The sequence below is a fragment of the Erythrobacter sp. Alg231-14 genome (assembly GCF_900149685.1).
GTDB lineage: Bacteria > Pseudomonadota > Alphaproteobacteria > Sphingomonadales > Sphingomonadaceae > Erythrobacter.
Genome location: NZ_LT702999.1, coordinates 1,679,529 through 1,696,006, shown reverse-complemented (window position 1 = coordinate 1,696,006; position 16,478 = coordinate 1,679,529). Strand labels below are relative to the sequence as shown.

At 55.4% G+C, this 16,478-nt stretch carries 16 protein-coding genes; 7 read left to right on the top strand and 9 right to left on the bottom strand.

Annotated elements, in window-relative coordinates; all coding sequences use genetic code 11:
- Positions 1-146: 146 nt before the first annotated feature.
- Entirely contained in the window at positions 147-1,658 is a 1,512-nt protein-coding gene (gene rpoN, locus BQ8290_RS08025; protein ID WP_108789136.1) for an RNA polymerase factor sigma-54, read from the bottom strand.
- An 11-nt stretch (positions 1,659-1,669) separates the two neighbouring features.
- Complete coding sequence (gene lptB, locus BQ8290_RS08020) at positions 1,670-2,485, bottom strand: LPS export ABC transporter ATP-binding protein (protein ID WP_337661221.1); 816 nt, start codon at positions 2,483-2,485, stop codon at positions 1,670-1,672.
- 246 nt (positions 2,486-2,731) lie between these two features.
- Here lptB and BQ8290_RS08015 point away from each other — a divergent pair, with 246 nt between their 5' ends.
- Entirely contained in the window at positions 2,732-3,103 is a 372-nt protein-coding gene (locus BQ8290_RS08015; protein ID WP_108789134.1) for a hypothetical protein, read from the top strand.
- Positions 3,104-3,170: 67 nt separating this feature from the next.
- On the opposite strand, the gene ppa is transcribed toward BQ8290_RS08015, so the two are convergent.
- Positions 3,171-3,695, bottom strand: a complete 525-nt coding sequence (gene ppa, locus BQ8290_RS08010; RefSeq protein WP_108789132.1) for an inorganic diphosphatase — start codon at positions 3,693-3,695, stop codon at positions 3,171-3,173.
- Between the two features lie 125 nt (positions 3,696-3,820).
- Between ppa and hisS the strand changes: the two genes are divergently transcribed.
- From hisS to metK, 6 genes are all read left to right on the top strand, one after another.
- Positions 3,821-5,059, top strand: coding sequence for a histidine--tRNA ligase (gene hisS, locus BQ8290_RS08005; RefSeq protein ID WP_108789130.1), 1,239 nt, complete (start codon positions 3,821-3,823; stop codon positions 5,057-5,059).
- A 5-nt stretch (positions 5,060-5,064) separates the two neighbouring features.
- Positions 5,065-6,132: a peptide chain release factor 1 gene (prfA, locus tag BQ8290_RS08000; protein WP_108789129.1), complete on the top strand. Its 1,068-nt coding sequence runs from the start codon at positions 5,065-5,067 to the stop codon at positions 6,130-6,132.
- Positions 6,129-6,965: a peptide chain release factor N(5)-glutamine methyltransferase gene (gene prmC, locus BQ8290_RS07995; RefSeq protein WP_108789127.1), complete on the top strand. Its 837-nt coding sequence runs from the start codon at positions 6,129-6,131 to the stop codon at positions 6,963-6,965. Before prfA ends, prmC begins: the two co-directional genes overlap by 4 nt.
- A gap of 275 nt (positions 6,966-7,240) precedes the next feature.
- Positions 7,241-7,915 (top strand): DUF4167 domain-containing protein, encoded by a 675-nt coding sequence (locus tag BQ8290_RS07990; RefSeq protein ID WP_108792129.1) that lies wholly within the window; start codon positions 7,241-7,243, stop codon positions 7,913-7,915.
- Positions 7,916-7,959: 44 nt separating this feature from the next.
- A complete protein-coding gene (lnt, locus tag BQ8290_RS07985) occupies positions 7,960-9,660 on the top strand; it encodes an apolipoprotein N-acyltransferase (RefSeq protein WP_337661220.1) in 1,701 nt (566 codons plus the stop codon).
- A 119-nt stretch (positions 9,661-9,779) separates the two neighbouring features.
- Positions 9,780-11,027, top strand: coding sequence for a methionine adenosyltransferase (gene metK, locus BQ8290_RS07980; RefSeq protein ID WP_108789125.1), 1,248 nt, complete (start codon positions 9,780-9,782; stop codon positions 11,025-11,027).
- A gap of 89 nt (positions 11,028-11,116) precedes the next feature.
- Here metK and BQ8290_RS07975 read toward each other — a convergent pair whose 3' ends face one another.
- From BQ8290_RS07975 to BQ8290_RS07950, 6 genes are all read right to left on the bottom strand, one after another.
- Positions 11,117-11,509, bottom strand: a complete 393-nt coding sequence (locus tag BQ8290_RS07975; RefSeq protein WP_108789124.1) for a hypothetical protein — start codon at positions 11,507-11,509, stop codon at positions 11,117-11,119.
- A 102-nt stretch (positions 11,510-11,611) separates the two neighbouring features.
- The gene (locus tag BQ8290_RS07970; protein ID WP_337661496.1) at positions 11,612-12,100 is read right to left on the bottom strand and encodes a GbsR/MarR family transcriptional regulator; all 489 of its coding nucleotides are present in this window, start codon (positions 12,098-12,100) and stop codon (positions 11,612-11,614) included.
- A gap of 125 nt (positions 12,101-12,225) precedes the next feature.
- Positions 12,226-13,425, bottom strand: a complete 1,200-nt coding sequence (locus BQ8290_RS07965) for a CoA transferase (protein WP_108789120.1) — start codon at positions 13,423-13,425, stop codon at positions 12,226-12,228.
- Positions 13,426-13,429: 4 nt separating this feature from the next.
- Positions 13,430-14,095: a 3-oxoacid CoA-transferase subunit B gene (locus BQ8290_RS07960; protein ID WP_108789118.1), complete on the bottom strand. Its 666-nt coding sequence runs from the start codon at positions 14,093-14,095 to the stop codon at positions 13,430-13,432.
- Complete coding sequence (locus tag BQ8290_RS07955; protein WP_337661219.1) at positions 14,092-15,306, bottom strand: hypothetical protein; 1,215 nt, start codon at positions 15,304-15,306, stop codon at positions 14,092-14,094. Before BQ8290_RS07955 ends, BQ8290_RS07960 begins: the two co-directional genes overlap by 4 nt.
- A 23-nt stretch (positions 15,307-15,329) precedes the next feature.
- Positions 15,330-16,052 (bottom strand): 3-oxoacid CoA-transferase subunit A, encoded by a 723-nt coding sequence (locus tag BQ8290_RS07950; RefSeq protein WP_108789114.1) that lies wholly within the window; start codon positions 16,050-16,052, stop codon positions 15,330-15,332.
- Positions 16,053-16,478 lie beyond the last annotated feature (426 nt).

The window sequence follows — 16,478 nt, the reverse complement described above, 5'->3', positions numbered from 1 at the left end:
TGCGTGGTAACGCCTCGCTAAGAGGTGTTGCCTTCTATTAACCACACAAGGTCTGAACGGAAAAGGTTAATAATGCGTAAACCCAGCTGACTCCACGAGTCGCGGGCATAGTACCTAGGTCGGTTCGCCGGCCAACGGACGCCGTATTACAGGTTTTCCAGCTTCTTTTGACGGCGCCGTTGCGCGCTCGACCCAATTCCAACCGCTTCGCGATATTTGGCGACCGTCCGTCGGGCTAGGTCGTATCCCTCTTCCTTAAGAAGGTCGGCAAGCTTTTGATCGGACAACACCTTCTTCGCATCTTCTGCATCGGTCAGTGCCTTAATCCGCGCTTTGATCGCTTCAGAAGACGCACCCTCGCCATCGCTGGATGAAACGCCGCTTGAGAAGAAATATTTGAGTTCAAAACATCCGCGATCACAATGTAGATACTTGTTGCTGGTTACGCGGCTCACGGTGCTTTCATGCATATCGATCTGCTCCGCGACCTCTCGCAATGTCAGCGGGCGCAGTTCAGAAACGCCTTTGCGGAAGAAGCCGTCTTGCTGTTTCACGATTTCAGCAGCGGTTTTCAGGATTGTCTTTTGCCGTTGATCCAGCGCCCGGATCAACCAATGCGCATCGGCAAGTTTTTCCTTGAGCCATCCCTGAGCCTCTTCATTGGGGGATCCTTCGTTCAACTCGACGTAATAACTGCGATTAACAATCAGCCGGGGCAGCGTGTCTTCGTTAAGGGCAATGTCCCATCCATTTTCATCGTTCGCGGTTAACAAGACATCGGGGATCACCGCGTCGGTGGTTGAAGGGGCAAAGGTAAGGCCGGGTTTTGGATCAAATTCCCGAAGTTCCCGCAGCATATCGGCGAAATCTTCGTCATCGACACGGCAAAGTCGTTTCAGTTTCGCAATTTCCCCTTTGGCAACCAACTCAAGGTTGTCGATTAACGCGCGCATACATGGATCATACCGGTCCGCTTCGCGCGCCTGAATTGCCAAACACTCCGATAGACTGCGGGCCCCGACACCGGTCGGATCGCACATATGGATCACTTCCAGCGCGTCTTCAGTTTCATCCAAAGTGACGCCAAGATCGTAGGCAATGTCGCGCAGATCGCTGCTGAGATATCCGGCATCGTCCAACAATCCGGCAATATGCCGCGCAACAAACGCCTCTTTTGGGTTTACGGCTAAGGTGCCGATCTGATTGTCGAGATGTTCGCCCAGGGACAATTCGGCTGCGCGGGTCGCGTCGATGCTGGGAAACTCTTCCCCACCAGCGGCTCCGCCGCCGCCGGCTGAACCCCATTCGGCATCGGAAAGGCGGCTGTTATCGGACACTGCGCCGTCGCCGGTTTCGCGATCGCGATCCAACGCTCCTGTGTCGATGTCGAGCGGGGCCTCGCTTTCGCCTTTGCCCTGAGCCATCAATTGATCTGATGTGAATTCTTCGCGCGGGACATCGTCGGGTTCGCCGCTTGGTCCAGAATCTTCACGGGAAACGGCCCCCGCTTCGAGCAATGGGTTGGCTTCGAGCGCGTCGCCGATGAACGTTTCAATTTCTAGATTGGACGCCGCCAGCAGTTTGATCGCCTGCTGCAATTGCGGTGTCATCACAAGTTGTTGTGATTGACGAAGGTCTAGTCTCGGTCCGAGCGCCATGAATTCAAAGCCTAGAGCGTGAAGCTCTCACCCAGATAAAGGCGTTTAACATTCTCATCAGCAACCAGCGCCTGAGGTGTGCCAGCGAACAAGACCTGACCACCATAGATGATGCACGCACGGTCGACGATGTCGAGCGTTTCGCGGACGTTATGATCGGTGATTAAAACGCCGATGCCGCGCCGTTTCAAATCTTTCACCAAATCGCGGATGTCACTGATTGAAAGCGGGTCGATCCCGGCAAACGGTTCATCCAAAAGCATGATTGACGGTTTCGCGGCGAGCGCCCGCGCGATTTCACAACGCCGACGTTCACCCCCAGAAAGCGCCATTGCAGGGCTGTCGCGCAACCCTTCGAGGCCGAATTCACCTAGCAGCCGTTCCAATTCATCGCGGCGAGTGGCTGCGTCCGGCTCAACCATTTCGAGGACACAGTTTATGTTCTGTTCAACTGTCATTCCACGAAAGATGCTGGTTTCTTGAGGAAGGTACCCCAAACCTAGGATCGCACGGCGATACATTGGCAGGCTGGTAACGTCTTCGCCATCCATTAGGATCCGACCGGAATCCGGCTTAACCAATCCCATGATTGAATAGAAACACGTCGTCTTGCCCGCGCCGTTCGGCCCCAAAAGGCCCAGCACTTCGCCCTTGGCCACGGTCAAAGAGATGTCGGTCAACACCGCGCGCTTGTCATAGCTCTTGGCGATTGAGATCACTTCCAAGCCGCCATCGGGCAAGGGTGCGGCAGCGGTGATGGTTTCGCTCGCCTCTGCGTCTTGGGCGCTTTGCCCCTTGGGCGTTTCTGTCGTGATAGACTCGCTCATGACATAGGCTTTAGCACCATCATCTTAACAGGAAAGAGTGAGACCACTGATTTTGGCAAGATTTTTGCTTTGACGGACTATTTAGGACGCGGCCCCATGAGGTTAACCGTAAAAGTGCTTCTATTCTAACCTGTTGCCGATCAGGCGTTGCGTTCTGTGCAACAAAATTTCATTTTGGTTACTAAGCTTGCAACGTTGCTCCGCTTTTGAGATACTTCAGCCAGATTAACCGTTGGGGAGCGGAAAATGAACGAGCTGTCACATCAGCAAAACGTAGCGGGCCAAAAACAAGGCGCTCGCAAACGCGATTGGCGCAAATCGATGAGCGATCATGTCGCTTTCGCCTTGCTGGTCTACACCGCGCTTCAGATATTTCTGACTGTGAAGGCGATGGGCGAGGGCACCTCCTCCATTTTGCCTTATGTTGCCTTGGTCGTTTTGGTGGCGGCGATCATTCCGGCGTGTCGCTGGTTTGAAAAGCGTTGGGCCGGATTGACCGACGATCAGGCGAGCGACAGCGACTATGCCCCCGCTTTTCGTCGCGATGCGACCGGATTGTGGATTTTGGCCATTTGCTTGCCACTGATTTTGACAGGATTGTTCAAAACCATTTTGTAGACCCGTCGGCGCGCTCGACAATTGATCTCACGCGCCGACCAGACTTCAAATCACCTTCGAAGGCCGATTAGCCGGCCCGTTCGATCGCCTCGATCACGATCTGGCGGGCTTCTGCACGGTCGCCCCATTTACCGATCCGCACCCATTTTTCCGCTTCTAGATCTTTGTAGTGCGTAAAAAAGTGCTCAATCTGTTGCATGATGATTGAGGGCAGATCTTTCGTCTCGCCAACGTCGGAGTAATACGGGAACGTCGTATCAACCGGAACACAGATCAGTTTTTCATCGCCGCCATGTTCGTCTTCAAGGTTGAGAACACCAATTGGCCTTGATCTCACAACGCATCCCGGAATGAACGGCGACCGCGCAATGACGAGCGCATCCAAAGGGTCACCATCCGGACTAAGTGTGTGGGGCACAAAGCCATAATTTGCCGGATACCGCATCGGTGTGTGGAGGATGCGGTCGACGAACAACGCCCCCGATTCCTTATCAAATTCGTATTTCACCGGCTCACCCCCGGTAGGGACTTCGATGATGACATTCAGGTCGTCGGGGGGATTGTTGCCAGTGGGAATTTTGTCGATGCGCATTGTTCGTTCCTAATCTGCGGTTACCGGCCCCTCTCCCAAAAGGCGTTTTGGAGCCGATAGCTCCGTTGCGATATTGCGGCAAGGCCAGCTGTGCCCTAATCGCGCTCAATACAAAAAGAGACATTATGAGCAAGAACACACCAAAAGCCATTCGCGGCACTCAGGATATATTCGGACCAGACGCCGAAGCGTTCGCCTTTGTGGTTGAAACATTCGAGCGCGTGCGAAAGCTGTATCGATTCCGTCGTGCCGAATTTCCGGTCTTTGAAAAGACGGAAGTTTTTGCCCGCTCTTTGGGTGAAACGACCGATGTCGTGTCCAAAGAAATGTATTCATTCGAAGATCGCGGCGGCGAATCCCTAACGCTAAGGCCGGAATTCACCGCTGGGATTGCACGCGCTTACATTACCAACGGTTGGCAGCAATTTGCGCCGCTAAAATTGGCCACGCACGGTCCGCTTTTCCGATATGAGCGCCCGCAAAAGGGGCGATATCGCCAATTCCATCAGATTGACGCCGAGATAATTGGCGCGGCCGATCCTCAGGCGGATGTTGAATTGCTGGCTATGGCCGATCAATTGCTCAAAGAATTGGGCATCAACGATGTGACCTTGCACTTGAACACATTGGGTGATGGCGAGAGCCGTGAGGCATGGCGCGCGGCGTTGATCGAGTACTTCCGCGCGGTGAAGGATGAATTGTCTGAGGATTCGCAAGAGCGATTGGAAAAGAACCCGCTTCGCATTCTGGATAGCAAGGATCGCAAGGACAAACCGTTCCTCTCGGATGCCCCCAAGATTGACGAATTTTTGTCCGACGAAGCCCGCGATTTCTTCGCGGCGGTGACTGAAGGTTTGGATGCCGCCGGTGTCGAATGGGTCCGCGCAGACAGCCTTGTGCGGGGGCTCGATTACTATCGCCACACCGCGTTTGAGTTCATTCCCGATGAAGGGAGTGTGTCCGCCGATGCTCTAGGCAGTCAAAGCACAGTTTTGGGCGGTGGCCGCTATGACGGATTGATGGAATCTTTGGGCGGACCGGCGACCCCTGCTGTCGGTTGGGCCGCTGGGATTGAACGGCTCGCGATGTTGGTGGGCGAAAGGCAGGCCCCGGTGTTGGAGGCGATGGTTTTGCTGGAGCATGACGAGGGATTGGCCGTTGCGAATGCGCTTTTGGCCAAATTGCGGGCCGGCGGAATCGTAAGCGACATTATCGCCTCCGGGTCGGTTAAGAAGCGGTACGACAAAGCGATGAAGCAAAATCCGCAGCATATCTTGCGCGTCAATGAAACCGGCTTCTACGATATATCGGGCGATGGTGATGCCAGCCATATCGATGCTGCCGTCAAACGCGAGACACGCTGATCGCCATGCAAATCCCCCCCGAACGTCTTGATCAAATCACCAACCGATTTGCTGAGCTGGAGGCGCGAATGGCGTCGGGTACGCTCGAAGGCGATGCGTTTGTTCAGGCCAGCCGGGATTACGCCGAGTTGGAACCGGTCGCGAAAATTGCGGCCGACGTGAAAACAATGCGGGAAGAGATTGCTGGGCTCGAAGGAATGCTCAGCGATGCCGAGATGAAAGCGATGGCCGAGGAAGAATTGGCCGAGATTCGCGGCGCGCTTCCCGAAAAGGAGCGGGCATTGGCGGTGGCATTGCTGCCTAGGGATAGCGCCGATAGCAAGCCGGCCATGCTTGAAATTCGTGCCGGTACAGGCGGGGATGAGGCGGCCTTGTTCGCCGGCGACCTGTATCGGATGTACGAGAGATTTGCTGCCGAGAATGGTTGGAAAGTGGAGCCGGTCAGCATGAACGCATCGGAGGTCGGCGGATTCAAAGAAATCGTCGCCAACGTCACCGGCACTGGCGTTTTCGCCAAGATGAAATTCGAAAGCGGTGTGCATCGGGTCCAACGCGTGCCGGTCACCGAAAGCGGCGGCCGCATTCACACATCGGCGGCCACAGTCGCGGTATTGCCCGAACCCGATGAGGTCGATGTGAACATCGATCAAAACGATTTGAAAATCGATACGTACCGCGCCAGCGGTGCAGGCGGTCAACACGTCAACACTACAGATAGCGCGGTTCGGATCACCCATTTGCCCAGCGGCCTGGTCGTGATGCAGCAAGACGAACGCAGCCAAATCAAAAATCGCGCCAAAGCGATGCAGGTCTTGCGCGCGCGGCTTTATGAAAAGATGCGCGACGAAGCACAGGGTGCGGAAGCCGAAGCGCGCAAAGCGATGGTCGGCAGCGGCGATCGGTCGGAACGGATCCGCACATACAATTTCCCGCAAGGGCGCGTGACCGACCATCGGATCGGATTAACACTGCACAAATTGGAAGAGGTCTTGGCCGGACCAGGGCTTCCCGAATTGGTGGACGCCTTAATTGCAGAGGACGAAGGCAAACGACTAGCCGCGCTTTCCGAATGAGCGTTGCTCAATCCATTCGCGGCGCGGCAGAACAGCTCGCCAAGGTGAGCGATACGGCGCGGCTCGACGCGGAGCTGCTGATGGCGCATGCGCTGGGCATCGGGCGGTCTGACATGTTGATCTGGAAAATGGACGATCCGGCGCCGTCAGCATTTGCAGAATTGATCGCCCGCCGCATGGATAACGAACCTGTCGCTTATATCGTTGGCGTGCAGGAATTTTATGGGCGCGATTTTCTTGTCACTGCGGACGTATTGATCCCGCGATCGGACAGCGAGCTGTTGATTGAAATTGCATTGGAACATTGCCGGCCCGGTTCCCGTGTCCTTGATATGGGAACGGGATCTGGCGCGCTTTTGCTGACGGTGATGGTGGAATATCCCACGCTTGGTCGATGCTACGGTTTTGACAACAGCGCGGCCGCTCTCAAAGTGGCAAAGCTCAACGCCCAGAAATATGATCTAACGCCTGATACATTCGGATTGTTTGATTGGCGCGATACCAACGCATCGCTGAGCAAGGCGTTTGGTGATTTCGACATATACATTTGCAATCCGCCTTATGTGGAAACAATCGCAAAGCTTGAGCCCCAAGTGGCCAATTTTGAACCTCATAGCGCGCTGTTTTCTGGCGAAGAGGGATTGGACGATTACCGCATCATCATCCCGGAACTTTCTCGAATGAGCCCAAATGTCGCCATCCTAGAGATTGGCGCATCGCAAGCCGAAGGCGTCACGGCGATCGCGGAAGGACACGGCTTTGTTGTTGAGGTCCGTCACGATCTGGCAAATCGTCCCCGTGCTGTGGTTATTCGCCAACAGGTTAAGTCGTGAAATCGCGGTTGAATGGGCGAGGGGGCTTGGCAAACGCAATTCCTCTCGCTAACTCCGAATCAGACCTGCCGAGTGGCCCTATGTGCAGCACGGCGAGGTCAAGCTCCGAATAATCGCTTGTTTGGGCCGTGTGGTTCGCAACCAATGGTCTGTGGTGAGCGGGCGCGCATGCAATAGCAAAATGGGCGTGGTTTAAATCGACCATTTTCGGGGTCCATAGGTCACAAGGCGCGTTTTGGTTTTGCGCGTTGGCCGCGGATGAGGATCAATTTCCTTTGAATAACAATCGTAACAATCGTCGCCGCGGTCGCGGTAATCGCAACAATCAAGGCGGCGGAAATCAGCTTAATCGCATTGACAGCCGCGCGCGGGGCAACGCTCCGCAGCTTCTGGACAAGTACAAAAAGCTTGCTCAGGACGCGCAGCACAATGGCGACCGCGTTCAAGCGGAATATTATCTGCAATTTGCAGATCACTATTTCCGCGTGATCGCAGACAACAAATCACGCCAAGACGAAGCGCGCGCCAAACGCAATGAAGGCCGCGAACAATCGGGCGAAGACGGTGAAGAGACCGAAGACGGCGAAGGTCGTCGCAATGACGGACGGCGCGGCAACAACCGTCGGTCGCGTGGTCGACGTGACGATCAGCGCGATGATCAACGCGACGATCAAACCGAGGACGGCTCAAACGACAGCGCTGCTCCCGACGAAGGTGAGATCGGTGTCGAAGGGGAAGCGGTTGAAGCGGATAGCGACGCGCCAAAGCCAAAGCGCCGCCCTCGCAAGCCAAAGAGTGAGAGTGCCGATTCCGACGCTCCGCGCAAGCCGCGCACGCGCCGTGCAAAGAGCAAACCTGATGATGCAGATGGGCTGGATTCGTCGGTCCTTCCACCGGCAATCGGATCGGATGATCGGGATGCCGACGGTGACGTCGAGGCGGCTGCATAATCCGTTACTTGTTCGCGATCTGAAAATTGAGAGCGAATGGATTGATGTCTGAAGCGACCACAATGCCGACAACCGGATCGACGATGCTTTCGGTCCTGATCAATCTATGGGTCAAAGCGGTTGCCGTTTCCGAAGGGCGACCGTTGTGGATTGCCGGTGCACTCGGTTTGATCGTTGCTCTTGGGTATCCTCCGTTTCATGCGTGGTGGATTGCTCTGCCTGCACTGTCTTTGTTTGTGGCCCTCCTAAAATCTGCACCGTCAAAGCGCGCTGCATTTTGGCGCGGCTGGGTGTTTGGGTGGTTCCATCTCACGCTGGCCAACAATTGGATCGCGACCGCGTTCACTCATCAGGCTAAGATGCCGGAAGTTTTGGGCTGGATTGCGGTGCCGTTGTTGTGCCTCTATCTCGCGGTTTATCCGGGCCTCGCGGCTTTGGCGGCCCATTGGTGCGCGCACCGTTTCAACAATCGGATCGCCCAAAGAATCGATTTCATGGCGTTCTCGGCGCTTTTCGCAGCGTCATGGATCGTTTCTGAGTGGCTGCGCAGTTGGGTCTTCACCGGCTATCCATGGCCTCCCTTGGGCTTGATCTTGCTGGGAGGGTGGGACAGCCCAGGCTTGGCCTCGTTATTGCCGTGGATTGGGACATATGCCTTGTCCGGCTTGGCGATCCTTGTCGCGGCCTTGGGCGCCCAATTGTTTCGAAAGAACGGATTGTCGGCGTTGAGGAGGGCACTGTTGGTCTTTGGTTTCGCCTCGATTGTCGTTGTGCTTCCAATGGTTTGGACGGTTGACGTCACGGATGACAGTTCCATCCGCTACACATTGGTTCAGCCTCTCATCCCTCAAGATGAAATCAACGATGGGTCCAAATTCGAAGAGCAGTTTCAGCGCACGGCAAACCTCACGCGGCCCGGCAATGATCAGTCGCGTTTGATCCTTTGGCCTGAAAGCGCGATCCCTGATTATTTGGAAGAGGGGTATCCCGAAAGATACTATCGGCAGACGACCGCAGGGGCAGACCCCTTATTCGCTCGACAGCGGATTGCGTCGGTCATTGGGCCCGATGCCACTTTGCTTACCGGGGTGGTCAATTTGAACATAGGGGAGCGTGAACCGGGATGGATCGCGGCGGTTTCGGCGCGCAATTCGGTGGTTGCCCTGGATGGAACCGGTGATCTTACACATCATTACGCGAAATCGCATTTGGTCCCATATGGCGAATATTTGCCCTTAGAATGGGCGCTAGGCCGATTGGGATTGGCGCGGCTTACCGCGGGATCGATCCCCTATATTCCCGGCCCCGGGCCACAAACACTGGACCTTGCAGTGCATGGTCGCGCCGGGATTCAGATTTGTTATGAAATCGTATTCTCTGGACAGGTTGTCGACCGTGACGACCGGCCCGATTACATTTTCAACCCGTCGAATGATGGATGGTTCGGCAGTTGGGGACCACCGCAGCATCTGGCTCAGGCCCGGATGCGTGCAATCGAAGAGGGATTGCCGGTTCTGCGTTCAACCACCACAGGGATCAGCGCGGTGATTGATGCGAACGGTTCGGTGCGACAAAGCATCGCGTTGGGTGAAGCGGACAAACGCGATGGGTTTGTACCCGCCGCCCACGCGCCCACTCTTTTCTCTCGGTTCGGCAATGCGCTGCCCTTGGCTTGGGCGGGCTTGCTCGTATTGCTCAGTTTGGGACTGCCAAGATTGCTTGCGCTGCGGGCAGGGCAAGGCTAGGCCCCAATTAGACATAAAGGTTTCCTTATATCTCAATAGGGCATGCCTGAAATACCACCTCTCTGCGATCACCCGTCAAAAGCACTCAGTGATCCGGTGAGCGCCCTTAAGGAGCACCAATGCGCAAGGACTACCTCTTCACTTCCGAAAGCGTTTCTGAAGGGCATCCGGACAAAGTGTCCGACCAAATCTCAGATGCCATCGTCGATCTGATGCTGTCGAAAGACCCCGAAGCGCGGGTTGCTTGTGAAACGATGACGACCACGCAACGAGTGGTCCTTTCCGGCGAAATCCGCTGCGCGCCGATGTACGACACAACCCGCGAAGACTGGAAATTCAACAGCTATTGGGCGCCGGGCGCGCGCGATGAAATTGAAAGCGCGGTTCGACGCACAGTGGCTGAAATTGGTTATGAGCAAACCGGTTTTCACTGGGAAACGCTGACGTTTGAAAACCACCTTCATGGCCAATCCGCAGAGATTGCTATGGGTGTTGACGCAGGTGATGACGGTTCAAACAAAGACGAAGGTGCCGGTGATCAAGGCATCATGTTCGGCTTTGCTTGTGATGAGACGCCCGATCTTATGCCGGCTACTCTCGATTACAGTCACAAGATCTTAGAACAGCTTGCTGCCGATCGCAAAGACGGCACCGCGCCCTTTCTTGAACCGGATGCGAAAAGCCAAATCACATTGCGATATGAGGACGGAAAGCCGGTCGCCTGCACCGCGATCGTCGTTTCCACTCAACACGCAAAAGGGTATCACGAAGGCGATAAAGAGGTCGAACTCAAAGACTATGTAAAGTCGGTCGTTGGCCGTATCCTGCCGGAAAATTTCATCACCGATGAAACCGTCTGGCATATCAATCCTACCGGCGCTTTTGAAATTGGCGGGCCGGATGGTGATGCTGGTTTGACCGGGCGCAAAATCATTGTCGATACCTATGGCGGTGCATCGCCGCATGGCGGCGGCGCGTTCAGCGGCAAAGACCCAACCAAGGTTGATCGCAGTGCCGCTTATATCACGCGCTATCTGGCAAAGAATGTCGTGGCCGCCGGTCTTGCCACACGATGCACCATTCAAATCGCCTACGCGATTGGCGTATCGGAACCGCTTTCCCTTTATGTGGACACCCACGGCACTGCCGCAGAAGGCGTGGATGACGCCGCCATCGAAGAGGCCATTAAAGCGATCGCGAGCTTGGGCGGTCTGACTCCGCGCGGCATTCGCACGCATTTGGGATTGAACATTCCAATTTACCGCAAAAGCGCCGCATATGGCCATTTTGGCCGCACCGCTGAGGGTGATTTCTTCCCTTGGGAGCGGACCGATTTGGTGGGTGAATTGAAAGCTGCTTTAGGCTGAGGTTTCGGTACGCAGGCATAGAAAGGGCGCCTCCTTTTGGGGCGCCCTTTGCTTTTGTATGGCCCATTGGATGCGGGCCCTTTATTGGTCTATGCCTCGAACTGGCCGGCTTTCGACGCCCATTGTTCTTCGCGGAACCAATGGCCCACTTTACGGCCGAATTTGGCAATCGCATTCATATTGAAAAAGTGCATCAGGCCTAGGGCAACGACCACGATCCCAACTTTGCTAGACAAGAACTGCACCGCGCCAACGGCGGTTTCCGGTGGTGCGCCGAACCGCAATGTGAGCAAGATCCAGCCCAAATTCACGAGATAGAATCCCACGACAAGCAAGTGGTTGGTGGACGCGGCCAACAATTGATCGTGACCAAAGCATTCGGTTAAAAAGACGAAACCGTTTTTAGACAGAGTGCGCGCGACCCACACAGTCAATGCGATGCTGATGAAAAGGTAGGCGCAGTAAGAAAATAGAGCGTACATCTTAAACTCCTGTCATTTCTGTAATTTGTGAAATAGTCAGATACACAGTTTGCTCATTCGGGTCTCTCCATCTCAATTCAGTCATTCACGGCGGATTTGAAATCAGCTCTTTCCGCTGCCGGGTAGGAAGCGGGCAATACCACGCCCCAATTTCATTAGGCGGACCAGCGTGGATTTGGGAAGGTCGCGAACATCGGCGTACCACCCCGTCAAGGTGTCGATGAAGTCGTGCATCCTGCCGATCCGTTCACGCACATGGATCGGCACATCTTCCCGCCCATGCAGACTCTCGGCCAATTCCCCGAGCAGTTGAATGGTCGGATCGAGCTCTCGGCGCTTTCGTTCTGCCGCAATCTTCATCAACATGTCCCAAACGTCGGTTTCTGCGATGAAATGGTCACGCCGATCCCCTTCAACATGCACGCGTCGCACAATGGCATAGGATTGAAGCTCTTTTAGACCATTCGACACGTTGGATCGGGCCAAGCCGAGTGCCTCGCAAATCTCCTCAGCATGAAGAGGACGATCGCTCAGATAAAGCAGTGCATGAACTTGCGCGACGGACCGGTTTACGCCCCATTCGGTGCCCATTTCGCCCCAGTGGAGGATGAAGGCTCGCGCCTCTGGAATGTCCAGCAATTTGCTCACGACTCGATCTCCTTTTGGCATTTCTGTAATTACAGAAATTTAAGGAAGCTGCAAGAGGTAGCGTTAATTCACTGGTGTTTCTTTGTGGGTGGACCGTGTTCGCCCAACATTGGAGAAGGCTTGTCCAATGCCAACTCACCTTCTGAAAATGTGAATGGGCTCCGCACGCCGGGCATCCCGCCTAAGTCCAAGCGCATTCCGCGGGCAATGACTTGAGGGTCAGCGAACACTTCATCCAATCTGTTGATAGGCCCCGCTGGTACGCCGTGTTTGCTGCAGGCCTCCAATAAGTCGACCTTGCTCCAACTCTTGGTTGAACTTGCAATCTCCGCATCCAACGCAGCGGCGTTCTCGATCCGACCGGCATTGCTTTCGAAACGCGGATCGCGTTGTAAATCGGGCCGCTCCAACATTTCAATAAGACGCCGGAACAAACGATCATTTGCCGGTGAGAGAATGACATGCCCATCTTGAACCGGGAAAACACCATAGGGGGCCACTTGCGCGTGCGCATTACCCATGCGCGGCGGGTTTTGGCCGGTTGTGAAGTGATACGACGCTTGATTGGCCAACAATGCGACGGAGCAATCGAGCAACGCAATATCGACGTGTTGGCCGCGCCCTTGCATTGGCCCCGACCGTTCGCGCTGGAGCAATGCGGCCTGAATGCCATTTGCTGCATAGACGCCGGTCGTAAGGTCGGAGATTGAAATGCCCATTTTCACCGGCACACCGTCGGGCTCTCCGGTGATGGACATGAATCCGCTCATCCCTTGAATGACGAAATCATATCCCGCTTGTGTAGCGCGCGGACCCGTTTGGCCGAACCCTGTTATCGAGCAATAGACAAGGCCGGCATTGTTCGCGGCAAGGGATGCGTAGTCGAGGCCGAATTTCGCAAGGCCGCCGGTTTTGAAATTCTCGATCAAAACATCGGCGTCGCGAGCCAGATCCTTCACCATCGCGATATCTTCTTCGTCGCGGAAATCGGCAATTACACTGCGTTTGCCTCGATTGCAGGCGTGATAGTACGCAGCCTCTCGTTGCATATCGTCGTTGGCATCGACCCGATCCACCCATGGCGGACCCCATAAACGCGTGCCGTCTCCTTCGGGACTTTCGACTTTGATAACGTCGGCACCCAAATCGGCGAGAATCTGTCCGGCCCACGGGCCTGCCAACACACGAGCCAACTCTAGCACTTTGAGTCCGGCCAGAGGCGCCTTCGCATTGCGCGAATGCTCTAGCCACGCAATTGGTTGTTCCATGGAGCTAGGCAGTTTCCAGCGCCAATTCATACTCTGCGGTGGTTTGTGCCGCGATATCCTCTTCGGTCACTCCCGGAGCCAATTCGATCAACTGAAATGCGGCGTCTTTGTTTGGCCGGCGAAACACACCAAGATTGGTGATGATCATATCGACCACTCCCGCTCCGGTTAGAGGTAATGTGCATTGCGGGATGAATTTCGCGCTGCCGTCTTTTGCTGCGTGATCCATCACCACGATGATCTTTTTGACCCCGGCGACTAGGTCCATCGCGCCGCCCATGCCTTTGATCATCTTGCCCGGGATCATCCAATTGGCGATGTCGCCGTTCTGCGCCACTTCCATCGCGCCGAGGACAGTTAAATCGATATGCCCGCCACGAATCATGGAAAAGCTGGTCGCGCTGTCGAAATAGGCGCTATGGGGCAGTTCGCTGATGGTCTGCTTGCCGGCATTGATAAGATCGGCATCGACCTCATCATCATACGGAAAAGGTCCGATGCCCAGCATCCCGTTTTCGCTCTGCAACGTTACCAGCATCCCTTTAGGAATGTGATTGGCAACCAATGTGGGGATGCCGATGCCAAGGTTGACGTAATACCCATCCTGCAATTCGTGCGCCGCACGGGCCGCCATTTGATCGCGGCTCCAACCTTTTGCTTGCGCGTTCATGGTCGTGTCCTCTCGGCCAAGAGCGGGGTTGGAATCAAAAACCAGCCTTCGCCGATGAGCGGTTCAAGCGCGACGGCGTCGCTAGGATTGAGGAGGTAATCGAACAACTCGTGGAAATCGGATCGTGTGTCCCCGGCAATGGCAACCAAACAGGATGTGCGGGCCAAAGCGTCGCGGCGCGTTTGTTTGCGATCATCGCTTGTACGCATCATCAAGACTTCGTCGATGCCAAGTGGATCGAGCCCCGAATCGCGCAAAGCGCGACGAATGTCGACCTCACGATTAGCAAAGCGTTGCGATATCCAAGCGATCAAGACACCTTTCACCCGCAATTCGGCGAGCCTCTGAGCCAATGCGGGGGAAGCGCTTTGCGGATCAATGGGGAACAGTTCGCCCGATTCCGGATCGAGGTCGATCAGGACCGTTGGTTCGCCGGTTTCACAGTCCAAGCGATCCGGCTCAAGCGCCGCAGGATTGAGCAACATGGCCGAGGGACGCTTGCCCACGCTCGTAAATTCGGGTGCTGTGGCGTAGTCAAAGAACGGATCAAAGAACGTCCCGCCGGCAACCGCGCGCGGCGCATCGGGGATAGGAACCACGATCCCAGAGGTGGAAGCTGTCGAAGCCTCTGTTGTCGAAGGTGCAACGGCAGCCATAGCCGCCGGTTGTTCGATCACTGCCGCTGCTGATGGAAGCTCCGGCTCCGACTCTGGGGCAGATGGGCTTGCCGGAACCGAGATAGGGGCGGCGTTGACGACTTCGACCGTTGCTGGCGCAGAAACGGGGTCTGACGCTGTGTTCTCGAATACGTCAGAGAAGGTCTCGGCCTCACTTGTTTCTGGAACTTCAACGGTTACGATTTCGACCAGTTCTTCGGGTTCGGACGACGGGATGGAAACTGAGGAGTCTTCGACAACGAACGTGCCCGTATCGCGCGCGCCCACTGTCTCGGCAACGCCGGCCGCGGTCGCGGCCGCATCGCTGGATCGCGCCACTTCAACGATTCCACTTGGCTGCGGTTCGGAATCTTGCGGAGCCGCTTGCGCAACGACGGGTGGCTCAACCACCGCAGAGGTCGTTTCTCGATCCCCGCCGTTTCCGCGCGCCATCATCCCGCCAGCTGCGATAGGGAAGGCGACAGCAACACACCCTTGTAGAGTAAGCGCGATGCCGGCTGTTGCGAACAATTTGATTGAGCGATCTTTATCCATTCTTGGCAATCCCATACCCAAAATCATGCCTCTTCTCGTTCGCGCACTGTGCGGAACTCAATCTGTTTATCATAAGGCGCGCCGAGCACGATCCGATTGACGAACACGCCTGGCAAGTGAACTTCATCCGCTTCGAGAGCGCCCGCTGGTACAATCTCTTCCACTTCTGCGACGCAGATCTTGCCGCATGTAGCCGCTGGTTGGTTGAAATTGCGCGCGGTCTTTCGGAAGATCAGGTTGCCCGTTTCATCTGCCTTCCACGCTTTCACGATCGACAGATCGGCAAAAATGCCGCGCTCCATTATATAGGTCGACATGACGCCGTCCTGATCCGGAAATTCTTGGTGTTCTTTGCCCTCAGCAACTTGAGTTCCCACACCTGTTTTGGTGAAGAACCCCGGTATGCCCGCGCCGCCAGCGCGCATCCGTTCGGCGAGAGTCCCTTGCGGGCAGAATTCGACGTCTAGTTCCCCGGCAAGATACTGGCGTTCGAACTCTTTGTTCTCGCCGACATAAGAGCTGATCATCTTGGCCACTTGTTTCGTGCGCAACAGCTTGCCAATCCCCTCATTGTCGATGCCTGCATTGTTGCTCGCAAAGGTAAGTCCGGTAACACCGCTGTCGCGGATCGCATCCAGCAGCCGTTCCGGAATCCCACATAGGCCGAAGCCACCAGCAGCAATCAACAATCCGTCCCTAATAACGCCTTCAAGCGCAGCAGCAGCGTTCGGATAAATTTTTGACATTGGCGGAAGATTTCCTTGCGGCGAATGGTTTCGAATACGTGGCTGCGCGGCAATTGCGAAATGGATTCGCAACGATACCAACGAAGCGCTTGAACACACCGCGCGTAATTAGTCGGTTGCAACTGCGCTGTCACGCTTCGCACACCATTATGCTGCGGCGCACAACGAAATGTGTTCACTTTGCCTATTTTAAAGGCACCTGCTCAATTACAAGCCAGCAAAATTTGCAAACTTTGCGCGTATTCGAGCCAATTGGACTATTTTAATTGCGCATTTTGCAACTTACTGTGCGTCATTCGCACTTGCACAAAACCGCACTGGCGCACATATCTCATCGTGCCTTTTAGGCATCCTCTCCCAAACTATTTCAGCCCGGCCTTTGTGCCGGGCTTTTTTTGTCCGCAGCGGATTCGGCTGTGCGCGCTT